Genomic DNA, 17,072 nt, shown 5'->3' on the forward strand with positions numbered 1-17,072 from the left:
GGCGGCGGACTTCCTCTAGGCGAGGCCCACACGGCGCAGCAGGGCGTCGTGCGAGGCTTCGAGAATGTGTTGGGTGCGGACCACGTCGTGCGCGGCGCGGGCCAGCGACAGGGCGCCGACCATCTCGGCGGTCATCGAGCGGGCGAGGTGCGGATCGGCCAGCCCGAGGCCGTCGACCAGACCCTGCATCAGCTCGACGAGGGTTTCGGCGTTCTGTTCATAGCTGTCGCGCACCGCCCCGCCCGCGCGCGCGGCGTCGCTGCTCAGCGACGGCAGCAGGCATCCGGCCATCGTCTCCAGGTGCGCCGGCGACAGGTAGTGGTCGATCTGGGCGCGGAAGGCGTCGGCGGGCGAAAGGCCGGCGGTGCGCTGCGCGAACCGCTCGCGCATCCGCTCGCTGGCCCGGCTCACCGTCTCGGCGACCAGGGCCTCCTTGGACGCGAAGTGGGCATAGAAGGCGCCGTGGGTCAGCCCGGCGTCGGCGGTCACGCCCGCCACGGCCAGGCCCTCGGCGCCGCCGGCATGCAGGGCGCGATGAGCCGCCTCAAGCAGCTTTTCGCGGGTTTTGGCCTTGTGTTCGGCGGAGTATCGCATGGCCTACGATTTAGCTGATGGTCATCATTCCATCAATGGATGATCGCTGTCATATAATCTCTCACGCCTCGAAGCTGGGCTGCCGGGTCAGCTGCAGCACCGGCCGTCCGCCGACCATCGTCACGCGCAGGCCGCGATGCCGGATCAGGTATCCCAGGGCTACCGCGGCGGCGGCGAGACCGGAGGCGGCGGCGACGCCGAGCGACCAGCGTGGGCCGAACACGTCCGCCACCCACCCCACCAGGGGCGCGCCGATCGGCGTGCCGCCCAGGCTTACCGCTAGCAGGATCGCCAGTACGCGCCCCCGCATCGCCGGCGCGGTGCGAAGTTGCACCAGGCTATTGGTCGAGGTCGTGAAAGTCTGGGCCGCCAGGCCCACCAGCACCAGCGATCCGGCGAAGAACAGCTCGGTCGGCGCCAGGGCCGCCAGCACCGAGGCGATGGCGAAGACGCTCGCCCCGATCAGCAGGAACCGCACATGCGGCTCGGCTCGCCGCGCCGCCATCAGGGCCCCGGCCACGGAACCCACCGCCAGCACCGAGCTGAGCAGGCCAAAGCCCCCCGCATGGGTGTGGAAGACGTCGACCGACATGGTGGCGATGAAGATCGGGAAGTTCAGGCCGAAGGTGCAGAGAATGAACAGCATGGCCAGCATGGCCTTCAGGTCCGGCCGTCTCCAGACGTAGCGGAAGCCCTCAACGAAACTGCCGCGCGCCGGCCGCACGCGCGGTCCGCTGGGCGTGACCAGCCGCTTCCGCAACATCATCAGGGCCGCGATCACCGGCAAGTAGGAGGCGGCGTTGATCAGGAACACCCAGCCCGAGCCGACCGCCAGCACCAGGGCGCCCGCTGCCGCAGGGCCGACCAGCCGCGCGGCGTTGAACGAGGTGGAGTTCAGGGCCACGGCGTTGGCGAGATCGCCTTCGCCGACCACGTCGGACACAAAGGTCTGCCGCGCCGGCGCATCGAAGGCGGAGACGCTGCCCAACAGCAGGGCGAAGACATAGACGTGCCATTCGCGCACCAGGTGGGTCACGGTCAGCAGGCCGAGGCACGCCGCCAGGAGGGCGGTCAGCGCCTGGGTGACCAGCAGCAGCTTGCGACGGTCGAAATAGTCGGCGGCGAAGCCGGTCAACGGCAGCAGCACGATCTGCGGGCCGAATTGCAAGGCCATCACCCAGCCGACAGCGGTGGCGCTGTGGCGGGTCAGTTCGGCCAACACCAGCCAGTCCTGGCCGGTTCGTTGCATCCAGGTTCCGACGTTGGAAAGCAGCCCGGCCGCGGCCCACAGGCGATAGTTGGGATTGGCGAGGGAACGGAAGACCCGCATGGCGCGGGACTAGCAGACGCCGTGGGGCGCCACAAAGGCGGCCGCGCCGTTTCAGAAGGTGCTGGTCACCATCACGGCCAGGTATTGGCTGTTGCGGTCGCCCCGGGGAGCGTTCGGCGCCTCGCGCAGGAAGCGGCCCTTGGTCACCAGGGTGTAGACGCCCTCCAGGCGCACGGCTCCGGGAACCAGCCAGTAGCGCGCCCGACTGTCCCATTGATGCCCGGCGAAATCGCCCGAGCGGCCGGTCACGTCGCGGACGCCGGAGTTGGAGAAGCTGTCGGTGGAGGAGGCCAGCCACATCGGGTGGTAGCTCACCATCGCATCCCAGCGCCGGTCGAAGGTCGCTTCCCAGCGAACGCCGAGCGACCTGATGTTGGCGCGACCGACCAGGCTGTAGAGGCCGCCCGGCGAGAAGTCGGCGCGGCGCATGCCGAACAGGGTGTCGAAGCGGCGATATTTCGGCCCGGCGTCGTCGCCCTCGACCCAGTCGTAGTCGAACGCCAAGTGGGTTTTCCAGGCGTCGTCGAAGGAGTAGCCCGCGCGCAGATGGACGAAGGCCGCCTCGACGTCGAGCGTCGGATCCCCGGCCCGAAGGCCGCTGCTGACGGAACCCGTCTGCAGGCCGACCTCGGCGTCTACGTCGAAGCGCCCCGGCGCCGGATTGCGTAGGACCCGCGCGGTGAAGGTCGAAAGCTCACGGTCGCGGGTCGGCCGCCCGACCGCGTCCTGCTCGCGGAAGCCGACGTAACCGAACTCCAGCAGGGTGGCCTTGCGCACCGTGCGACCGACCAGCGCGCCCCAAAGCAGGGCGTCGTTGGTCTCCTTGTCGAGCCGACGCCGGTTGTCGAGCACCTCGGCCTGGGCGTCCGGCAGGCGGATCTGCGGGGTTACCGCGTAGGCTGTGAGGCTGAGGTCGTCGCCGGCGAAGTCGCCGCGCAGGCCGGTGGAGCCGTTGGTCGTGTTGCGATAGTCGTCGGCGGCGACCAGCCGGCGCGAGCCGACATTGAGCAGAAAACGGCCCGCCTGCAACGTCGCCTTGCCCCGCGCTCCGAGCGGGTCCTTCAGGTCGAGCGCGGCGTAGGCCTGCACGGGCTCCAGCGTATTGACTTCGCTCGCGCTCGCCGAGGATGGAAGATCGGCGTCGTAGATGCGGCTGTCCCACAGCTCGCCGCCGATGCGCAGTGGGCCGGCCGTATATTCGGCGAAGAGGGTCGTGCGGAGGGTGATGTAGTCTTCGTTCAGCGGCGCGCCCGCGCGGCCGGGGCTATCGATGGTCTCGTAGCGTGCGCGGAAGCTCCCGGAGAGCTTCAGTTCGGCCGGCGCTCCGACCGCCTCATGCAGCAGCCACGGTCCATCGGCCGCGCGCGCGGCGCTTCCCGCCATCAGCGCCGTCAGCACGGCGCCGAGACCTACCATCCCGGCTCGGCTCAACATCCCCGTCCGGTCCCCCGATACCCGGCCGCGCCCAGATACCCAGCGTCGCGCACCTTGCATAGCAGGCATGAAAACGGCGGCCGTGTCGCCACGGCCGCCGTCTCAAGGTTTGAGGCTAAGCGTTAGAGAACGCCGAGCATTTCGGCCACCAGGGGGTGGCGCACGATGTCGCGGTCGGCCAGGCGCACGGTGGCGATGTTGTCCAGCCCCTCGAACTTGTCGGCCACGTCGGCGAGGCCGCTGATCCCCGGCAGCAGGTCGGACTGGGCCGGGTCGCCGGTGACGACCATGGTCGAGTTCCAGCCCAGGCGGGTCAGCAGCATCTTCAGCTGCACATAGGTGCAGTTCTGCGCCTCATCGATCACCACGAAGGCGTTGTTCAGCGTGCGGCCGCGCATGTAGCCCACGGGGGCGATCTCGATGGCGCCCTCGGCGATCAGGGCGCGCACCCGCTTCATGCTCATACGGTCGGTCAGGGCGTCGTAGAGCGGTCGCAGATAGGGCGCGAGCTTGTCTTCCATGTCGCCGGGCAGGAAGCCGATGCTTTCACCGGCCTCGATGGCCGGACGGGAAAGGACGATGCGGCCCACCTTGCCGGCTTCCAGGGCTTCGACCGCCTTGGAAATGGCCAGATAGGTCTTGCCGGTGCCGGCCGGGCCGAGGGCCAGGATCAGGTTGCGGCTGTCGATGGCGTCCATCAGCGCCTGCTGGCCGGGCGACTTGGCCTTGATCGTCTTCATATAGCTTTGTTCGCGGTGGCCTTCCGGCGCGCCCATCGGCGACCATCCGGTTCGCGCCTCGGGGCGGTCGCGGTGGCCGTGGTGATCATTGGCGTGCAGCCGGCGCACCTTGCCGTCGTCGAACTGCGCGGTGTCCAGAGCGCCCTCGCGCACCATCCGCTTCAGAGCCCGCTTGGTCATGATCCCCTCCGTAAGCCCGCTGCGCGGGCATGAAAAAAGGGCGCGTCCACAACGGATGCGCCCTTCGGGTCGGTAATGATGATGGAGTCGGCGAGACGGCGTGCGCCGGGGGGCGGATCGTCCTCGACAGGAGGTGGGAGCGAACGGCGCCCCAACGCAAAAAGCGACAAACCAGTCTCCATCGCTAAGCGACGCGAGATGCGAAAGGAGCCTCTCGAATCGCCTCACTAGAATGATGGTAACGCCGTTTCGTAACGGTTAAGCGCGCCTTCACCATATTGTCTTGGGACGCCCGCATCATGTCTGTCTACGCCCTGGGCGCCGAGAGGCCCCAACTGCCCGATAACGGCGATTTCTGGGTGGCGCCGAACGCCACGCTCATCGGCAAGGTCGTCCTGAAGCCCGGCGCCAGCATCTGGTTCAACGCCGTTCTGCGCGGCGACAACGATCCCATCGTCATCGGCGAAAACAGCAACGTGCAGGACGGATCGGTGCTGCACACCGACGAAGGCACGCCGCTGACGCTAGGTCGCGGCGTCACCGTCGGCCATATGGCGATGCTCCACGGCTGCACCATCGGCGACAACAGCCTGATCGGCATCGGGGCCATCGTGCTGGGGAACGCCCGCATCGGCCGCAACTGCCTGATCGGCGCCGGCGCCCTGATCCCCGAGGGCAAGGAGATTCCTGACAATTCGCTGGTCGTCGGCGCCCCGGGCCGCGTGGTCCGCATGCTCGACGACGCCCAGGCCGCCCGTCTGGCGGAGTCGGCCCAGCACTATGTCGACAACTGGCGGCGCTATGCTCGGGACATGAAGCCGGCCTGAGCCGTCAGGGCAGGGGCTTGATCCAGATGTTGCGGAAGCTCACCGGCTCGCTCGGGTCGGCGTGGGCCTGCAGCTTCATCGGGGCGGTGTCATAGGCGATGTAGACGGGCGGGCCGATGTAGCGGGTCTCGCCCTTGAGCGTCACATTGTCCTGGATCAGCACGCCGTTGTGCCGCACCGTGGCGCGGGCAGGGGTCTTCATCTTGCCCTCGGCGTCGAAGGTCGGGGCGGTCCACACCACGTCATAGGCCTGCCACTCGCCGGGCGGCCGGGTGGCGTTCACCAGCGGCGGGTACTGCTTGTAGATGCTGCCGGCCTGGCCGTTCGTGTAGGTCGGGTTGTCCCAGCTATCCAGCACCTGAAGTTCGTAGCCGGAGTCCGCCTTGCCGGGCGCGGCCAGGTGCACGCCGCTGTTGCCCCGCGCCTGGCCCTTGCCGGTGATGTCGGCCGGAATGCGCCACTCCACATGCAGCTGATAGTTCTTGAAGCTGCGGCGGGTACGGATGTCTCCCACCTTCTTGTTCACCGTCACGACGCCGTTCGCCAGCGTCCAGCCGGCCGGCGCGCCGTCCTTCACGTTCACCCATTCGTCGAGGTTCGTCCCGTCGAACAACACGATGGCGCCGACCGGCGGCGGGGCGGGCGCCAGCGGGGGCGGCGCTGCCTTCGGCGGCACGGGCGTATAGAACTCGGTGTCCTGGGGCTTGGGCGCGATGGCCTGGGCGGCGGCCACCGAGGCCGCGAACATCACCAGGATCGACAGCCGGCCCATGCCCCTAACCGTCCCAGACTTCGACATGCTCGATCCTCACGGCAGGGGCTGCAGCCAGATGTTGCGGAAGCTCACCGGCTCGCTCGGATCGCCGTGCGCCTGCAGCTTGATCGGCGCCTCGACATACGGTCGGTAGATCGGCTTGCCGATGTAGGCGGTTTCGCCCTGCAGGGTCACATTGTCCTGGATCAGCACGCCGTTCTGATGCGCCGTCAGCCGGGCGGGCGTCCTCATCTGGCCCGCGGCGTCGAAGGTCGGGGCGGTCCAGACGATGTCGTAGGCCTGCCATTCGCCGGGCGGCCGGGTGGCGTTCACCTTCGGGGCGAACTGCTTGTAGACGCTGCCGGCCTGGCCGTTCACGTAGGTGGCGTTGTCCCAGCTATCCAGGATCTGCAGCTCGTAGCCGAGGTCGCCGGCGCCGGTGGAGGCCACGAACACGCCGCTGTTGCCGCGCGCCTGGCCTTTGCCGGTGATGTTCTGCGGAATGCGCCACTCGATGTGCATGTGATAGCTGCGGAAGCTTCGCTTGGTCCGGATATCGCCGAGCTTCTTGTCGACGGTCAGCACGCCGTCGGCGATCGGCCACCGGGCCGGACTGCCGTCCTTGTGACTGACCCATTGATCGAGGTTGGACCCGTCGAACAGCACCACGGCGCCGGCCGGTGGCGGCGCGGGCCTGAACGGCTGTGGCGCGACCTTCGGCGGGACGGGCGACCAGACCTCGGTGTCTTCCGGCTTGGGCGCGACCGCCTGGGCGACGGCCGCCGACGCGGCGAACATCGTCAGAATGGCCAGTCCGACCGCCGCCTCAAGAGCGCTTGCGCGACGCCGCGCGGCGTTTAGCGGTCGGTCGCTTGGGTTCGCTCGCATGGTCTGCCTCCCGTTCCACGGTCTTGCGCACCGCCGCGGCGGCGTTCTTTTTCTGACCGGGCCGCTCCGGCGTCTCAGCCTTCACGATTTTTCGCAGTTCGGGAACATTCTTCTCGCACTCCAGCAGGATGGCCTCCAACTCGTGGTCGGTCAGCTTCTCGATGCCGATGAAGGCGTTCTCCGCGCGCGTGACCCGGATCAGTTCGTCCAGCTTGGCCTGCAGGGCGGCGTTGTCTCGGTTCTGGGTGTTCTGGATCAGGAACACCATCAGGAAGGTGACGATGGTGGTGCCGGTGTTGATCACCAGCTGCCAGGTCTCGGAGAACTTGAAGATCGGCCCGCTGATCGCCCACGCCAGCACCAGGCCGACGCAGACCGCGAAGGTGAGGGGGCGACCGGCCGCCTTGGAGACCCGGTTGGCGAGTTTGGTGAAGCCCTTGCTCAGATTCACGTCGATCTCCCCATGGCCAAGGTTGCGCGGCGCGGTGTGAACGATTAGCCGGTGGGCCAGTTCCGGAGGCTCCCAGCATGGTCGCAAGCATCATCGACGGTAAGGCGTTCGCCGCCGGCCTTCGCGAGCGCATCGCCGCCGAGGTCGCCGCCCTGAAGGCCGAGAAGGGCGTCGTCCCCGGCCTGGCCGTCGTGCTGGTCGGCGAAGACCCGGCCAGCCAGGTCTACGTCCGCAACAAGGGCGAGCAGACCCTCGCCGCCGGGATGCATTCGGTCACCCACCGCCTCGCCGCCGAGACTTCCGAGGCCGACCTCCTGGCCCTGGTCGAGACGCTCAACGCCGATCCGGCGATCCACGGCATTCTCGTGCAGTTCCCGGTGCCGGCCCACATCAGCCAGGCCAAGGTCGTGGCCGCCATCAGCCCTGACAAGGATGTCGACGGCCTGCATGTGGTCAACGCCGGCCGCCTGGCCAGCGGCCTGCCGGGCCTCGTGCCCTGCACCCCGCTCGGCTGCATGATGCTGCTGAACGACGCGCTCGGCGGTCAGCTGGCCGGCAAGCGCGCCGTGGTCATCGGCCGCTCCAACCTGGTCGGCCGGCCGATCGCCCAGTTGCTGGTCGACGCCAGCTGCACGGTGACCATCGCCCACTCCAGGACGCAGGACCTGCCCGCCGTCTGCCGCGAGGCCGATATCCTGGTGGCCGCCGTCGGCCGTCCCCAGATGGTGCGTGGCGACTGGATCAAGCCGGGCGCCGCCGTCATCGACGTCGGCATCAACCGCGTGCCGGGCGTCGAGCCGGGCAAGACCAAGCTGGTCGGCGACGTGAATTTCGAAGAGGCGATGCAGGTCGCCGGCTACGTCACCCCGGTTCCCGGCGGAGCCGGCCCAATGACCGTCGCGTGCCTGCTCCAGAACACCCTGACGGCGGCGAAGCGATTGAACGGGGTGGAGGGCTAGCGGGGCCGCCCTCGTCCTTCGAGGCCGCTCATGCGGGCGCCTCAGGATGAGGACTACTGCTGACGCTGCGCCTCGGTCGAAATCCTCATGCTGAGGTGCGAGCGAAGCGAGCCCGTCCTGAGCGACGCCGCAGGCGGCGTCGAAGGGCACGAGGATTTCGCGCAGCGGGCCTCACCCCTGCCGGGCCGGCCCCGCGCCGCCGGCGTTCACCCAAAGCAGCAGGTCCTTCATCGCCTGGCTGACGGCCGCGTCGTAGGCGGAGACGATGGCCCCGACGCGGTTGTCGCTCGCCGGGCTGCGGGCTTCGAAGATGTGGTCGCCCACCAGGGTGTGGTCGCTGTTGCGCACCATCACCGCCCGCACGCTGAGCAGCACCTCCGGCGCGCTGCCGGCGCCGTGCACGTATTGGGCCTCGAAAGACCGCACATCGAGCTTGAGCGTGTAGTCCCCGCGCGAGCCTTCGCCGCGCGCGACGAGACGCGCCGGGCCAGGGTCGGCGTCGAACGCCCGGGTCACCGCCTCGTCGAACAGCACGATGGCCGGCGACACCCAGCGGGCGCCGGCGATGTAGGCGACCTCGCCGTTGTTGGTGGTCAGAATCTGATCGCTGGCGGCGGCGCGCGGGAAGCCGGTGGGCGCTTTCAGAACGCCGAACATCGGGCCTGCCGGCTCACCGGCGGGCGGGGCGGGGGCCTCGAAGCCGAAGCGATACATGGTCGCCGGGTCGGTTTTCGGGAACACCGAGATGCACGCCGAGAGGCTGACGGCGACCGCGGCGACGGCGGCGAGGCGCAGGAACGAGGAAGGACGGATCACGGCTTCACCTTGATCTCTTTGGCCGGCGCCTTGGCGACGAGGCCGCGGGGGTTCTGTTCGACCTGATTGGTCAGGCGGTCGAGGGACTCGGCGGCCGACTGCAGCGTCACCACGGCGGTGGTCAGTTGCGGCAGGCCGGTGGTGGCGAAGTCGGTGGTCGGTCCCTGCAGGGCGGTGACCAGGCCGCGGGCGTCATGGGCGGCGGCCTTGATCTCCTCGGCCGCGCTATTGAGGTTCGCCAGCGTGCTCTTGGCGTCGCCGTCGATCAGGCCTTGGCTCGATTTCGCCAGGGCGCCGATGTTCTGCGTCGCCTGGTCGAGGCTCTGCAGCGCCTTCTGGGCGTCGGCGATGATCGCCTTGCGCTCGCGCGCCTCGGCGGTCAGGGCCTGCACGTCGTTCATTGTCGCCGTGAAGGTCTTGAGGTTGTCGTCGGACAGCACGCGGTTGACCCGGTCCAGCGCCTCGATGGTTCGGGTCAGCACCGTGCCGCCGCCCTGCAGCAGATCGGAAATCGCCGAGCGCTGGCTGCGGATGACCGGGATTTCGCGCGGCGGCGTCACGTCATGCAGCAGCGGGCTGCCCGAGGCGCCGGCGGTGATCTGCACATAGTTCACCCCGGTGATGCCCTGCGGTTCCAGGGTCGCGAAGCTGTCGGTCTTGATCGGCACGTCGGCCGAGAGGCGCACGCGGGCGATCACGCGGTTTGGGTCGCGCCGGTCGAGGTCGATGTCGGTGACCTCGCCCACCTTGATGCCGTTGAAGTGCACCTCGCCGCCTTCCGAGAGGCCGCGCACCGGTCCGACGAACAGGATGTCGAACAGCTCGTACTCCCGGTTGAACGACAGCCTGGCCAGCCAGACAACGAACACCACCAGTCCGATGAACAGGATCAAGGTGGAGAAGCCCACGAGGGCGTAGTTGGCTTTTCTTTCCATGGCGGTCCTATCCGGCCTCGTGCTGGGCCGCGCTGGCGGCGCGGCCTCGGGGGCCCAGGAAGTATTCCTTGATCCAGGGGTGCTGGGAGTGTTCGAGTTCCGTCACCGGCGCGATGGCCACCATCTTCTTGTCGGCCAGCACGGCGACGCGATCGGTGATCGCATAGAGGGTGTCGAGGTCGTGGGTGATCATCATCACCGTAAGGCCCAGGGCGTCGGAAAGATCGCGGATCAGTTCGTCGAAGGCCGCCGCCCCGATCGGATCGAGGCCGGCCGTCGGCTCGTCGAGGAACAGAAGCTCGGGGTCCAGCGCCAGGGCGCGGGCCAGGGCTGCGCGCTTGCGCATCCCGCCTGAAAGCTCGGCGGGTTTTAACGCCCCGGCTTCAGGCGGCAGGCCGGAGAGGGCGATCTTCAGCTCCGCCAGTTCGCCGATGTCCCGCGCCGAGAGGTCCGTATGCTCGTGCATCGGCGCGGCGACGTTCTGCTTCACCGTCAGGTTGGTGAACAGGGCGCCGGACTGGAACAGCACGCCCCAGCGCCGCTCGATGGCGGAAAGCTTGCGCGGCCCGGCCTTGGCGGTGTTGGCCCCGAAAATCTTCACCACCCCGCCGTCCGGCTGCTTCAGGCCGATGATGGTGTTCAGCAGCACCGACTTGCCGGAACCCGAGCCGCCGACCACGCCCAGCACCTCGCCCCGCCTCACGGTCAGGTCGACCCCGTCGTGGATCACCTTGGGACCGAAGCGCGAGACCAACCCCTTCACCTGCACGGGCGGCGCATCCTCGTCGAGACCGTCGGCGGCCATCGATCCGGCGGCGGCCTCCTGCACGGCCAGGGCGGTCGGATCCTCGACGCTCACAGATTCAGCTCCATGTAGATCAGCGCGAAGACCGCATCGATCAGGATGATCGAGAAGATGGCGTGCACCACGGCCGAGGTCACCCGCCGGCCGAGGGATTCGACGTCGCCGCCCACCTCCATGCCCTGGCGGCAGCCGATGGCGGCGATCACCGTCGCCATCACCGGCGCCTTCGACATGCCGATCCAGAAATGGGTCGGGCCCACATAATCGACCAGGCGCTGCAGGAAGAAGGTGGGCGAAAGGTCCAGCACCGCCCAGGTCACCAGCATGCCGCCGATCAGGCCAGCCAGGGTCGCCACCAGCGCCAGCAGCGGCAGCATCACGATCATCGCCACGAAGCGCGGCAGCACCAGGGCCTCGAACGGATCGACGCCCATCACCTGCATGGCGTCGACCTCCTGGTTCATCTTCATCGAGCCGATTTCGGCCGCGAAGGAGGAGGCCGACCGGCCGGCCAGCAGCACGGCGGTGATCAGCACATTGAACTCGCGCATCACCGCGATGCCGATCAGTTCGACGGCGAACACCTGGGCCCCGAACTCGGTGAGGATGTTGGCGCCCAGCAGCGCCACCACGGCGCCGATGAAGAAGCTGGTCACGGACACCACGGGAATGGCGTCCAGGCCCGCCCGCTCGGTCAACGCCACGATGGGCGCCCAGCGGATGCGGCTCGGATGGCGGATCGCCCGGCCCAGGGCCACCAGCAGACGGCCGTTGAACACCATGGTGTCGTAGAAATCGTCACGCACCCCGATGACGCCCCGGCCCAGGCGTTCGATCAGGTCGCTCCAGCCCCGGCGCGGGGCGTCGGGCTTGGGCTCGTTCTTCAGGGCCTCGCCGACCAGGCTCAGCAGGCGGGAAGTTTCACGTCGGGCGCGTACGCGACCGCCTGTCCGCCCGTCGGCGGCGCGCAGGATCTGATAGGCGCCGGCGGTGTCGCAGCGGCCCATCTGGCGCAGGTCCAATTCGGCGTCGCCGCCGCTCACCTCCGCCTGCAGGCGCGCGCCCGCGTCGCCCATGTGGGCGGCGGTCCAATCACCCTTGAGTTCGACGACGACGCCGTCGTCTGTCCGCTGGGTACTGAAATCGGCGGCGGCGTCCATGCGGCGGCGTTCGAGTCCTGCGATTCCGGGGAGGGCGGTTACTCATCCTAGCAGACGCCAAGGCTCAGGTTGAACGGCCTAAGCGCGGGCGCGTTCCTGCGCCTGTGGTTTCAAGTCTACAGACCCCATCTATGACGGCGATATGAAATCGAAGTTGAAGATGCGGCCGGCGCCTTGCCTTCGCCACCGGAGTGGGTCAGCCAAGAAGAGATGATGCGTTCTGCTTTCCCTGGCGGCGGGCTCTCCCGCCGCGGCGGCTTGATGGGCGCCCTTGCGTCCCTCGTCGCGTTCGCCGCCCGACCGGCGCTCGCCCAGACCCCGTCGGCCGCCCCTCGCGGCGGCGCCGACGTCGCCCCGGCGGCCGTCTCCCGCTTCAGCCCCAGGGCCCTGCAGCGCCTGGCCCAGACCCTCTCCAGGTCGCCGCCGCGCGCGCCAACGCCGCCGGTCGCCGCGGCCCAGGCGCTCAGCTACGACGATCAGCGGCGCCTGCGTTTTCGTGGCGAGCGAGCGCTTTGGGCCGATCTCGGCGGCGCCTTCCGGGCCGAACTCTTTCCCGCGGTCTATCTCTCGGCCGAGGTCGTCCAGCTTTTCGAGGTCTATGACGGCCGAGCCCATCCGGTGGTCTTCGCCGCCGACATGTTCGACGCGCCGGAGAGCCTCGCGGGCGCCCTGGCTCAGGTCGCCGGCTGGTCCGGCTATCGCCTGCTGCATCCGGTCAATGCGCCCGACAAGTTCGACGAGATCGGCGCCTTCCAGGGCGCCAGCTACTTCCGCAGCCTCGGGCGTGACCAGCAGTACGGGCTTTCGGCCCGCGGCCTAGGCCTCAAGACGGGGGAGGCGGAGGAATTCCCGCGCTTCACCAGCTGGTGGATCGAGCGCCCCGAGCCCGGCGCCGACCACGTGGTCATGCACGCCCTCCTGGAGAGCGACAGCGTCACGGGGGCCTACCGCTTCCAGGTCACGCCCGGAGAAGCCCAGATATTCGATATCGAGGCGACGCTCTATCCGCGCGTGGCCATCGACGCGGCCGGGGTCGCGCCGATGAGCAGCATGTATCTGTTCGGCCCGGTCGACGGGACCAACAACGACGACTTCCGCACCGGCGTGCACGACAGCGACGGCCTGCTGATCCGCACCAGCGACGGCGCCGCGATCTGGCGGCCGCTGGCCAATCCGCGTCAGCTGCAGATCAGCCGGTTCGAGACCGACAAGCTGACCGGCTTCGGCCTGGTGCAGCGCGACCGCGATTTCGAGCACTACGGCGACCTTGAGGCCCGCTACGACAAGCGCCCGACGCTTTGGGTCACGCCGCTCGACGACTGGGGCGCCGGCGCCGTGCAACTCCTCGAAATCCCAACCCTGATAGAGACCGACGACAACATGGCCGCCTTCTGGCGACCCACGACGCCGTGGGCGGCAGGCAAGCCGGTCACCCTTCGCTATCGCCTGACCTGGGGCGACGAGCCGCCGGCCGGCCAACTGTGTCCCGTCTCGCGCACGCGCATCGGCAAGAACGTCAAGGAAGGCGTCTGGCTCTACGTCGTGGAGTTCGCCGGCGTCGGCGATCTAACCGGGGTCGAGAAGGCGACCACGGCCGATGTCGGCGAGCTGACGCAGTCGACCATCCAGACCGGCGCGGAAATCGGGTCGGCGCGGGTCGTCGTGGTGTTCAAGCCGCCGGCGACAGGCGTCGCCGAACTGTCGATCGGCCTCACCCGCGGCGGCCTCCCCATCTCGGAGACCTGGCGCTACCGCTGGTCGGGCTAGCGGGACCGCCTCCGCCCCCTCAGTGCGCCTTGTCGCGCGCCACTTCTTCGGGGCTGATGTCGATGACGCTCGGGGCGGCGGCGTTGTAGGCGTCGGTCTTGTCCAGATCGACCACCACGGCGCGGTGGCCCTCCCAGATCATGTGCAGGGCCACGTAGAGCACGATCAGCAGGCCGACGTAGCCGATCCAGCGATGCTTGTGCAGCAGCTTGGCGATCCAAGTCGCCGCGATGCCCATCAGAAGCACCGACAGCAGCAGGCCGAACACCAGCACGCCCTGGTGGTCGCGCGCGGCGCCGGCCACGGCCAGTACGTTGTCGATCGACATCGACAGGTCGGCGACCAGGATCGTGAAGAAGGCCTGCTTGAAGCTCTTGGCCTTCTTGACCTTCGGCACGGTCGTCGGGTCGTCGTCGAGGGCGGCGTTGGCCTGCTCCTCCTCGTGCTCGGCCTGGTCGCGCATCTCGCGCCACATTTTCCAGCAGACCCACAGCAGCAGGACGCCGCCGGCCAGCAGCAGGCCGATGAGGCCCAGCAACCAGGTGGTGATCAGGGCGAAGCCGATGCGCATGACCACGGCCGCCAGCAGGCCGTAGAAGATGACCTTCTTTCGATCCTTCTCCGGCAGGCCGCCCGCCGCCAGGCCCACGGCCACGGCGTTGTCGCCCGCCAAGACCAGGTCGATCATCAGGACCTGAAGGAAGGCCGAAAAGGACGCAGCCCAGTCGCCGCCGGAAATCATCTCAAGCATGCGGCCTTCATCGGGCAGGCGAAGGCCGCGCGCAAGAGCGGCGCGTCTAGTCCTGCTTTGCTTCTCGCTCGGCGCGGCGACGCGCGGCGGCGGCGGCCTCCCAGGCGGTGGCCCGCCGCGCCAGCACGGCGAGCAGGATCACGGCCAGCAGGATCAGTCCGCCTCCCAGCAGGGTGCGGATCGGCAGCGGCCCCAGGCCAGGCGCGTCGATCATCCCCCTGGCCGCCTTCGACTCCGGCTGAGCGACCGGCGCCTCGACGGCGCCCAGGGCGAAGTCGAACGGGCTGCGTCCGCCGGTCAGGGCGGCGTCGACCTTGGCGGTCAGCGGCTTGGCTTTCCGGGCGCGAGGCGTCACCTGCCATGTGAACACGGCGGCTTCGTCACGCTTCAGCGTCACGGTCTGCGGCCCGCTGGGGCTCACGTCGTAGCCGTCGCCCGAAAGCGTCGCCTTGATCTCGACCGACCGCGCGGCCCGGCGCAGGTCGAGGGCGTTGGCTTCGCTCTGCACCGTCGCCAGCAGATCGGCCGGCAGGGTCAGGGTCACCGCGGCGGGGTCGCCCGCGGCGATGGCCTCGGGGACGGCGAGTTTGGCGCCGGCGGCGATCACCGGCGTCAGTTCGGCGGTCATGCGCGCGGCCGGTGTCTGGACGGCCTTCAGGGCCGGCGCCGGCCCGGTCTTGAGCGATGGCGGCCGCGCGGCGGGTTTCGGCGTCACCGGCGCGGGCGGCGGGGCGACCTTCTTCGGCGGAGGCGGCGCCGGCGCGCGCCGCGGGGGCTCCGCTTGACGGGGCGAGGGCGCCCCGGTCTCGGCGCGGCGGGCGCGAGAAGCGCGCTCTTCGCGGGGCGGCGCCGCTTCCGCGATCACTTCGTCATTGGGAATCGGCCGCATCGCGGTGACCAACCGGCCGTCGGCGTCTCGCCAGGTCGGCAGTCCAGACGGGGAGGGCGGAACCTCGGCGCGGAGAGGCGCCTCCGGCCAGGCGCCGGCCGGAGGCTCATAGGGGCCGCCCGCGAGCGGCGGCGGGGGCGGCGGGGGAGGCGGCGGCGCTTCCTGATAGGCGCTCGGCGGGGTGTCGACGGGCGATGGCTGGCCGCAGCCGACGAGAGCGATCAGCGCGGCGACATGCGCAGCCAGCAGCAGGGACGGACGAAGGACCTTACGGGGCATGCCTGATCCTCGCATCCGTCTGCCTCCGGCGCACGTCGTTACACCCATGGAAACCAAATAACCCGGACTTCGCCCAGCCCTTCGCCTCTCAAGCGAAATGTCAGGCGCGGATCCGCGCGGCTTCATAGAGCGCCACGGCCGCGGCGGCCGAGACATTCAGGCTTTCCATGCCGCCCGCAAGGGGAATGCGGGCCAGCACATCGCAGTGCTCGGCCACCAGCCGTCGGATGCCTTCGCCTTCCGAGCCCATCACCAGCACCGTCGGCGAGCCGTCCAGCGCGTCCGGCAGGTCGACCGTGCTCTCGCCGGCCAGGCCGACGATTCGCCAGCCGGCGTCGCTGAAGGCCTCCAGCGCCCGCGACAGATTGACCGCCCGCGCATGCGGCACGCGGTCGATGGCCCCGACGGCCGCCTTGGCCAGGGAGCCCGAAAGCGCCGGGGCGTGCCGGTCCTGCAGCACCACGCCGCGCGCTCCGAAGGCGGCGGCCGAGCGGAAGATGGCGCCGATATTCTGCGGGTCGCTGATCTGGTCGAGCAGCACCACGACGCCGCGCGCGGGCTCGGCCAGGTCGGAAAGGCTCAAGGGCTCGGGCGGATCGATCTTCAGCGCCAGCCCCTGGTGGGCGGCGCCTTGCGGCAGGCGCCGGGCGATTTCCGCCGCCTCCACCGTCTCCAGGGTCGAAAGAATTCGCGCCTGGGGGAACCGTTCGGCGAGTCGCCGCGCGCGGTCCGGGGTGGCCAGCAGCTTGCGCGGCGGCGGGCGGTGAGGGTTCTCCAGGGCCGCCTCGACGGAGTGAACGCCCCACAGCCAGTCCTTGGCCTCGGCGTCCGCGCCGCCTACGCCCTTGTTATTGTGTCGCTTTCCGCCGCCGGATCGGCTCGGGTCCCAAGCCTTGCGAGGTGCGTTGCGTTCATGGTTCGCCGACACTATAAGACGCGCTCCGATTTGGGCCCCTGGGTCGCGGCGCCTCGCCGCTCCGCGTTCCTTAAGTCAAAATCGGCCGCGCGCGAGGGGGAATGTCCCGAGCGGCAAAGGGGGGGGACTGTAAATCCCCTGGCGTACGCCTTCGCAGGTTCGAGTCCTGCTTCCCCCACCACGCGCAGGGTTGATCTGGCGCCCGGCCTCCGGGCGCCAGACACCCTTCTCTGCGCCTTCTCCCGCCATCCTTCGGCTTTTCCGGGCTTTCGCCTGCTTGAGCCTGCGGCGAAGGCCGGATAGAGAAGGCGCCCTACGCCCCAACGGGGTCGGCCCAATGGCGCCAACGCGCTGCGGAACGGACGTCAGGTCCCTCGCAGTTGTTTCCGCTAACGGTCTGAGTTCGTTGGATAAGGCGGGTATAGCACAATGGTAGTGCAGCAGCCTTCCAAGCTGAGGACGCGGGTTCGATTCCCGCTACCCGCTCCAGACAAAGATATTGCGCCCGAAGGTGACCTAGATGGCCAAAGAGAAGTTCGAACGCACGAAGCCGCACTGCAACATTGGCACGATCGGCCACGTTGACCACGGCAAGAC

General features: G+C 69.1%; 18 protein-coding genes and 2 tRNA genes. 6 read left to right on the top strand and 14 right to left on the bottom strand.

What is annotated here, in order from left to right:
* Positions 1-15: 15 nt before the first annotated feature.
* The 4 genes from ACFLIT_RS13980 to ACFLIT_RS13995 all read right to left on the bottom strand — a co-directional run bounded on the left by ACFLIT_RS13980 (position 16) and on the right by ACFLIT_RS13995 (position 4,278).
* The gene (locus tag ACFLIT_RS13980) at positions 16-594 is read right to left on the bottom strand and encodes a TetR/AcrR family transcriptional regulator (RefSeq protein WP_479911861.1); all 579 of its coding nucleotides are present in this window, start codon (positions 592-594) and stop codon (positions 16-18) included.
* Positions 595-655: 61 nt separating this feature from the next.
* Positions 656-1,924: an MFS transporter gene (locus ACFLIT_RS13985; RefSeq protein ID WP_479911862.1), complete on the bottom strand. Its 1,269-nt coding sequence runs from the start codon at positions 1,922-1,924 to the stop codon at positions 656-658.
* Positions 1,925-1,975: 51 nt separating this feature from the next.
* Positions 1,976-3,340 (bottom strand): alginate export family protein, encoded by a 1,365-nt coding sequence (locus ACFLIT_RS13990; protein WP_479911863.1) that lies wholly within the window; start codon positions 3,338-3,340, stop codon positions 1,976-1,978.
* A gap of 140 nt (positions 3,341-3,480) precedes the next feature.
* Positions 3,481-4,278: a PhoH family protein gene (locus tag ACFLIT_RS13995; RefSeq protein WP_479911864.1), complete on the bottom strand. Its 798-nt coding sequence runs from the start codon at positions 4,276-4,278 to the stop codon at positions 3,481-3,483.
* A gap of 299 nt (positions 4,279-4,577) precedes the next feature.
* Here ACFLIT_RS13995 and ACFLIT_RS14000 point away from each other — a divergent pair, with 299 nt between their 5' ends.
* Positions 4,578-5,105, top strand: a complete 528-nt coding sequence (locus ACFLIT_RS14000) for a gamma carbonic anhydrase family protein (RefSeq protein ID WP_479911865.1) — start codon at positions 4,578-4,580, stop codon at positions 5,103-5,105.
* A 4-nt stretch (positions 5,106-5,109) separates the two neighbouring features.
* Here the strand turns inward: ACFLIT_RS14000 and ACFLIT_RS14005 are convergent, their stop codons facing one another.
* The 3 genes from ACFLIT_RS14005 to ACFLIT_RS14015 are packed head-to-tail and all read right to left on the bottom strand — an operon-like array spanning position 5,110 to position 7,198.
* Positions 5,110-5,904, bottom strand: coding sequence for a 3-keto-disaccharide hydrolase (locus ACFLIT_RS14005; protein ID WP_479911866.1), 795 nt, complete (start codon positions 5,902-5,904; stop codon positions 5,110-5,112).
* 9 nt (positions 5,905-5,913) lie between these two features.
* Positions 5,914-6,657, bottom strand: a complete 744-nt coding sequence (locus ACFLIT_RS14010; RefSeq protein WP_479911867.1) for a 3-keto-disaccharide hydrolase — start codon at positions 6,655-6,657, stop codon at positions 5,914-5,916.
* A 28-nt stretch (positions 6,658-6,685) separates the two neighbouring features.
* Positions 6,686-7,198, bottom strand: coding sequence for a low affinity iron permease family protein (locus ACFLIT_RS14015; RefSeq protein WP_479911868.1), 513 nt, complete (start codon positions 7,196-7,198; stop codon positions 6,686-6,688).
* A gap of 77 nt (positions 7,199-7,275) precedes the next feature.
* On the opposite strand from ACFLIT_RS14015, the gene folD reads away from it, so the two are divergent.
* On the top strand, positions 7,276-8,157 hold the full coding sequence (folD, locus tag ACFLIT_RS14020; RefSeq protein WP_479911869.1) for a bifunctional methylenetetrahydrofolate dehydrogenase/methenyltetrahydrofolate cyclohydrolase FolD: 882 nt from the start codon (positions 7,276-7,278) through the stop codon (positions 8,155-8,157).
* A gap of 171 nt (positions 8,158-8,328) precedes the next feature.
* On the opposite strand, the gene ACFLIT_RS14025 is transcribed toward folD, so the two are convergent.
* The 4 genes from ACFLIT_RS14025 to ACFLIT_RS14040 are packed head-to-tail and all read right to left on the bottom strand — an operon-like array spanning position 8,329 to position 11,873.
* Positions 8,329-8,973, bottom strand: a complete 645-nt coding sequence (locus tag ACFLIT_RS14025) for an ABC-type transport auxiliary lipoprotein family protein (RefSeq protein ID WP_479911870.1) — start codon at positions 8,971-8,973, stop codon at positions 8,329-8,331.
* Positions 8,970-9,908: an MlaD family protein gene (locus ACFLIT_RS14030; protein WP_479911871.1), complete on the bottom strand. Its 939-nt coding sequence runs from the start codon at positions 9,906-9,908 to the stop codon at positions 8,970-8,972. The genes ACFLIT_RS14025 and ACFLIT_RS14030 overlap by 4 nt, the downstream gene beginning before the upstream one ends.
* A gap of 7 nt (positions 9,909-9,915) precedes the next feature.
* Positions 9,916-10,713: an ABC transporter ATP-binding protein gene (locus ACFLIT_RS14035; protein ID WP_479911882.1), complete on the bottom strand. Its 798-nt coding sequence runs from the start codon at positions 10,711-10,713 to the stop codon at positions 9,916-9,918.
* A gap of 50 nt (positions 10,714-10,763) precedes the next feature.
* Positions 10,764-11,873, bottom strand: coding sequence for an MlaE family ABC transporter permease (locus ACFLIT_RS14040; RefSeq protein WP_479911872.1), 1,110 nt, complete (start codon positions 11,871-11,873; stop codon positions 10,764-10,766).
* A 213-nt stretch (positions 11,874-12,086) separates the two neighbouring features.
* Here ACFLIT_RS14040 and ACFLIT_RS14045 point away from each other — a divergent pair, with 213 nt between their 5' ends.
* A complete protein-coding gene (locus ACFLIT_RS14045; protein ID WP_479911873.1) occupies positions 12,087-13,640 on the top strand; it encodes an OpgD/OpgG family glucan biosynthesis protein in 1,554 nt (517 codons plus the stop codon).
* Between the two features lie 19 nt (positions 13,641-13,659).
* On the opposite strand, the gene ACFLIT_RS14050 is transcribed toward ACFLIT_RS14045, so the two are convergent.
* The 3 genes from ACFLIT_RS14050 to ACFLIT_RS14060 form a co-directional block, all read right to left on the bottom strand.
* The gene (locus ACFLIT_RS14050) at positions 13,660-14,391 is read right to left on the bottom strand and encodes a TerC family protein (RefSeq protein WP_479911874.1); all 732 of its coding nucleotides are present in this window, start codon (positions 14,389-14,391) and stop codon (positions 13,660-13,662) included.
* A gap of 46 nt (positions 14,392-14,437) precedes the next feature.
* Positions 14,438-15,559 (bottom strand): hypothetical protein, encoded by a 1,122-nt coding sequence (locus ACFLIT_RS14055; protein ID WP_479911875.1) that lies wholly within the window; start codon positions 15,557-15,559, stop codon positions 14,438-14,440.
* A 100-nt stretch (positions 15,560-15,659) separates the two neighbouring features.
* Positions 15,660-16,487 (bottom strand): TrmH family RNA methyltransferase, encoded by an 828-nt coding sequence (locus ACFLIT_RS14060; RefSeq protein WP_479911876.1) that lies wholly within the window; start codon positions 16,485-16,487, stop codon positions 15,660-15,662.
* An 83-nt stretch (positions 16,488-16,570) separates the two neighbouring features.
* Between ACFLIT_RS14060 and ACFLIT_RS14065 the strand changes: the two genes are divergently transcribed.
* From ACFLIT_RS14065 to ACFLIT_RS14075, 3 genes are all read left to right on the top strand, one after another.
* A tRNA-Tyr gene (locus ACFLIT_RS14065) sits at positions 16,571-16,656 on the top strand.
* 234 nt (positions 16,657-16,890) lie between these two features.
* Positions 16,891-16,964 (top strand) — tRNA-Gly (locus tag ACFLIT_RS14070).
* A gap of 31 nt (positions 16,965-16,995) precedes the next feature.
* On the top strand, positions 16,996-17,072 hold a 77-nt coding region (locus ACFLIT_RS14075; protein WP_007443273.1), incomplete at its 3' end, for a hypothetical protein.

It is taken from the genome of Caulobacter sp. HJHS_5, assembly GCF_056683955.1.

Coding starts and splice junctions, on each gene's coding strand:
- ACFLIT_RS14045 (WP_479911873.1), top strand. CDS start 12,087: ATGCGTTCTGCTTTCCCTGGCGGCGGGCTCTCCCGCCGCGGCGGCTTG.
- ACFLIT_RS13980 (WP_479911861.1), bottom strand. CDS start 594: ATGCGATACTCCGCCGAACACAAGGCCAAAACCCGCGAAAAGCTGCTT.
- ACFLIT_RS13995 (WP_479911864.1), bottom strand. CDS start 4,278: ATGACCAAGCGGGCTCTGAAGCGGATGGTGCGCGAGGGCGCTCTGGAC.
- ACFLIT_RS14050 (WP_479911874.1), bottom strand. CDS start 14,391: ATGCTTGAGATGATTTCCGGCGGCGACTGGGCTGCGTCCTTTTCGGCC.
- ACFLIT_RS14010 (WP_479911867.1), bottom strand. CDS start 6,657: ATGTTCGCCGCGTCGGCGGCCGTCGCCCAGGCGGTCGCGCCCAAGCCG.
- ACFLIT_RS13985 (WP_479911862.1), bottom strand. CDS start 1,924: ATGCGGGTCTTCCGTTCCCTCGCCAATCCCAACTATCGCCTGTGGGCC.
- ACFLIT_RS14030 (WP_479911871.1), bottom strand. CDS start 9,908: ATGGAAAGAAAAGCCAACTACGCCCTCGTGGGCTTCTCCACCTTGATC.
- ACFLIT_RS14055 (WP_479911875.1), bottom strand. CDS start 15,559: ATGCCCCGTAAGGTCCTTCGTCCGTCCCTGCTGCTGGCTGCGCATGTC.
- ACFLIT_RS14005 (WP_479911866.1), bottom strand. CDS start 5,904: ATGTCGAAGTCTGGGACGGTTAGGGGCATGGGCCGGCTGTCGATCCTG.
- ACFLIT_RS14000 (WP_479911865.1), top strand. CDS start 4,578: ATGTCTGTCTACGCCCTGGGCGCCGAGAGGCCCCAACTGCCCGATAAC.
- folD (WP_479911869.1), top strand. CDS start 7,276: ATGGTCGCAAGCATCATCGACGGTAAGGCGTTCGCCGCCGGCCTTCGC.
- ACFLIT_RS14035 (WP_479911882.1), bottom strand. CDS start 10,713: ATGGCCGCCGACGGTCTCGACGAGGATGCGCCGCCCGTGCAGGTGAAG.
- ACFLIT_RS13990 (WP_479911863.1), bottom strand. CDS start 3,340: ATGGTAGGTCTCGGCGCCGTGCTGACGGCGCTGATGGCGGGAAGCGCC.
- ACFLIT_RS14040 (WP_479911872.1), bottom strand. CDS start 11,873: ATGGACGCCGCCGCCGATTTCAGTACCCAGCGGACAGACGACGGCGTC.